This is a genomic window from Leucobacter soli (assembly GCF_042659205.1).
Classification (GTDB): Bacteria; Actinomycetota; Actinomycetes; order Actinomycetales; family Microbacteriaceae; genus Leucobacter; species Leucobacter soli.
Genome location: NZ_JBHSRW010000305.1, coordinates 1 through 2,275, shown reverse-complemented (window position 1 = coordinate 2,275; position 2,275 = coordinate 1). Strand labels below are relative to the sequence as shown.

General features: G+C 71.6%; 2 protein-coding genes and 1 pseudogene. All 3 read right to left on the bottom strand.

The window, feature by feature from the left end; all coding sequences use genetic code 11:
* Window positions 1-272, bottom strand: a pseudogene (locus ACFPZL_RS12480) (hypothetical protein); the annotation flags it as partial.
* Window positions 269-1,321: an LLM class flavin-dependent oxidoreductase gene (locus ACFPZL_RS12475; protein ID WP_218116150.1), complete on the bottom strand. Its 1,053-nt coding sequence runs from the start codon at window positions 1,319-1,321 to the stop codon at window positions 269-271. The gene ACFPZL_RS12475 and the pseudogene ACFPZL_RS12480, both read right to left, overlap by 4 nt.
* Window positions 1,322-1,399: 78 nt before the next feature.
* On the bottom strand, window positions 1,400-2,161 hold the full coding sequence (locus ACFPZL_RS12470) for an amino acid ABC transporter ATP-binding protein (protein ID WP_218116151.1): 762 nt from the start codon (window positions 2,159-2,161) through the stop codon (window positions 1,400-1,402).
* Window positions 2,162-2,275 lie beyond the last annotated feature (114 nt).

Here is a 2,275-nt window from a genome sequence, read left to right as displayed (position 1 = left end):
CTGGGCCCGCCCGCGCGGCGGGTGGTCACGCTGCCCAGCAGTTCCTCCCCTTCGCGCGCGACCCAGACGTCGAAGCGCTCGGCGCGGACGGCGGCGAACCGCGAGGGATCCTCGTGCTCGCTCGGGCCGTAGTCGTGGCGGTAGGCCGCGTCGATCAGCCGATCCACAGCCTCGAACTCGTCGGGACCGGCGAGCCCGACGACGACGCCCGCCCCACTCGCTCCGCCGGTGCTCGGCACCGATGCCGGCGTCGGCGCCGGCGCCCCGCTCATGCCGCCGCCCGCCAGCCGAGGGCCGGGCCGACGACCGTCGCCAGCTCATGCAGGATGTGCTTCCAGTCGGCGAGCTCGAGCTCGAACGGCAGCTCGAAGATGTAGTCGTCGGCGGCCTGGAACGCGACGTCTCCTCGGATGCGTGCGACGATCTCCTCGCTGGTGCCGAAGATGTCCGTCGCGATGATCGTGCCAGCACTGTGGACTTTCGCGGTGCGCGGCGTGCGTCGCTCGACGTACTCGGAGTAGCGTCGCAGCTGATCCGCGTTCGCCCCGTCGGTCGGCACGACGACTCGTGCCACCGACACCCGACCGTCGGCGCCCTCCGGCAGCGCATCGCGGTAGGCGTCGATCTGAGCGCGCTGCGCACCGGCGAAGTCGATCGCGTCGCCCTCCGGCAGTTCGGCGGTACCGCCCTCCGGCAGCTCGAGCGTGCTGATGTTCGAGACGAGCCAGTTGAGCCCCGCCGATCCGGCCCAGCGCGCGGATCGTTGCGATCCGCCGCCGTACCAGAGCCGGGACGCGAGGCCCGGGCTGTGCGGTTCGACGCGCTCGCTGTCGAAGTCGCCGCCGATCCCCTGGTATTCGGGGACCTCGCGCACGCGTTCGCCCGCGAGCAGCCCGCGCAGCCGCTCGACGCGGCCGTAGCCGTAGTCCTCCTCGCGCCAGCCCGTGTCGTGGACGAGATCGTTGACGGCGTCGTCGTAGGCGGGGGGATGCACGCTGAGGCCGGGCAGGAGCCGACCACCGGTGATCAGGTCGGAGGTCGCGAGGTCCTCGGCCAGACGGAACGGGTTCTCGAAGCCGAGCGGTATCACCGCGGTGCCGAGCTGCAGCCGTGTGGTGCGCTGGGCCACGGCGCCGAAGAACACGGCCGGCGAGGGCAGCCCGCGCTGCAGGTGGCGCGTGCGCACCCAGCCGCTGTCGAAGCCGAGCTCCTCGGCGTAGCGGAACAGCTCGATGCCGTCGTCGAGGCCGCGCTTCGGGTCGTCCCGGTCGAACGGGACGAGGTGGATGAAGCCGAGACTGGGGCGTGCGGTGCCGGGCATGGGAGATGCTCCTTGACGATGCGGGAGGGATCGGATGGGTGGTGGTGATTCGCGCGACGGCGGATCCGGGTCCGGTACTCAGATCTGGTAGTCGGGCGTGCCTCTGGCCAGATGGTACTCCCGCAGGAACTCGTGGGTGCGGTCCGTCACGTCGGCGCCGAAGAACGTCTCGGGCGGGGCGTCCTCGACCACGCGTCCGTGCTCCAGGAACACGATGCGTCCGGCGACCTGGCGTACGAAGTGCATCTCGTGCGAGACGATGATCATCGTCTGCCCGGCCTCGGCGATGCCGCGGATCGTGCTGAGCACCTCGCCGACCAGCTCGGGGTCGAGTGCGCTCGTGGGTTCGTCGAGCAGCAGGACGTCGGGATCCATCGCGAGCGCTCGGGCGATGCCGACCCGCTGCTGCTGGCCGCCGGAGAGCTGCGCCGGATACTGGTGCGCATGCGCGGTCAGGCCCACCCGGTCGAGGAACTGCAGCGCGTCCCGCTCCGCATCCCGGCGCGGGAGACCGCGGACGACGCGCAGCCCCTCCGCCACGTTCTCGGCGGCGGTCTTGCGCGAGAAGAGGTGGAACTGCTGGAACACCATCGCGGTGCGGCGACGGAGTTCGAGGATCTCGCGCTTCGTCGCGGTCCGGGCGTCGACCGCAAGATCGCCGAGCACGACTCGGCCGCTGTCGGGGTGCTCGAGGAAGTCGATGCAGCGCAGCAGCGTGGACTTGCCGGCCCCCGAGCTGCCGACGACGGCGGTGACGGCGCCGGACTCGAACTCGAGGGAGAGACCGTCGAGGATCCTCCGCTCGCCGAAGGACTTCTCGATGCGTTCGAGGGCGATCATACGAACTCTCCTCCCTGCGGCGTGCCCGGGTTCCGTCCGGCAGGCGGCGCGGCGCCCGTCGACGCAGCGTTCACCGGCACGGCGACCGGCCGCGCATCCGCAGTCCGCGCGGCC

Bases quoted from the DNA above. Each gene is read 5' to 3' on its own strand.
- ACFPZL_RS12475 (WP_218116150.1), bottom strand. From the start codon at position 1,321: ATGCCCGGCACCGCACGCCCCAGTCTCGGCTTCATCCACCTCGTCCCG.
- ACFPZL_RS12470 (WP_218116151.1), bottom strand. From the start codon at position 2,161: ATGATCGCCCTCGAACGCATCGAGAAGTCCTTCGGCGAGCGGAGGATC.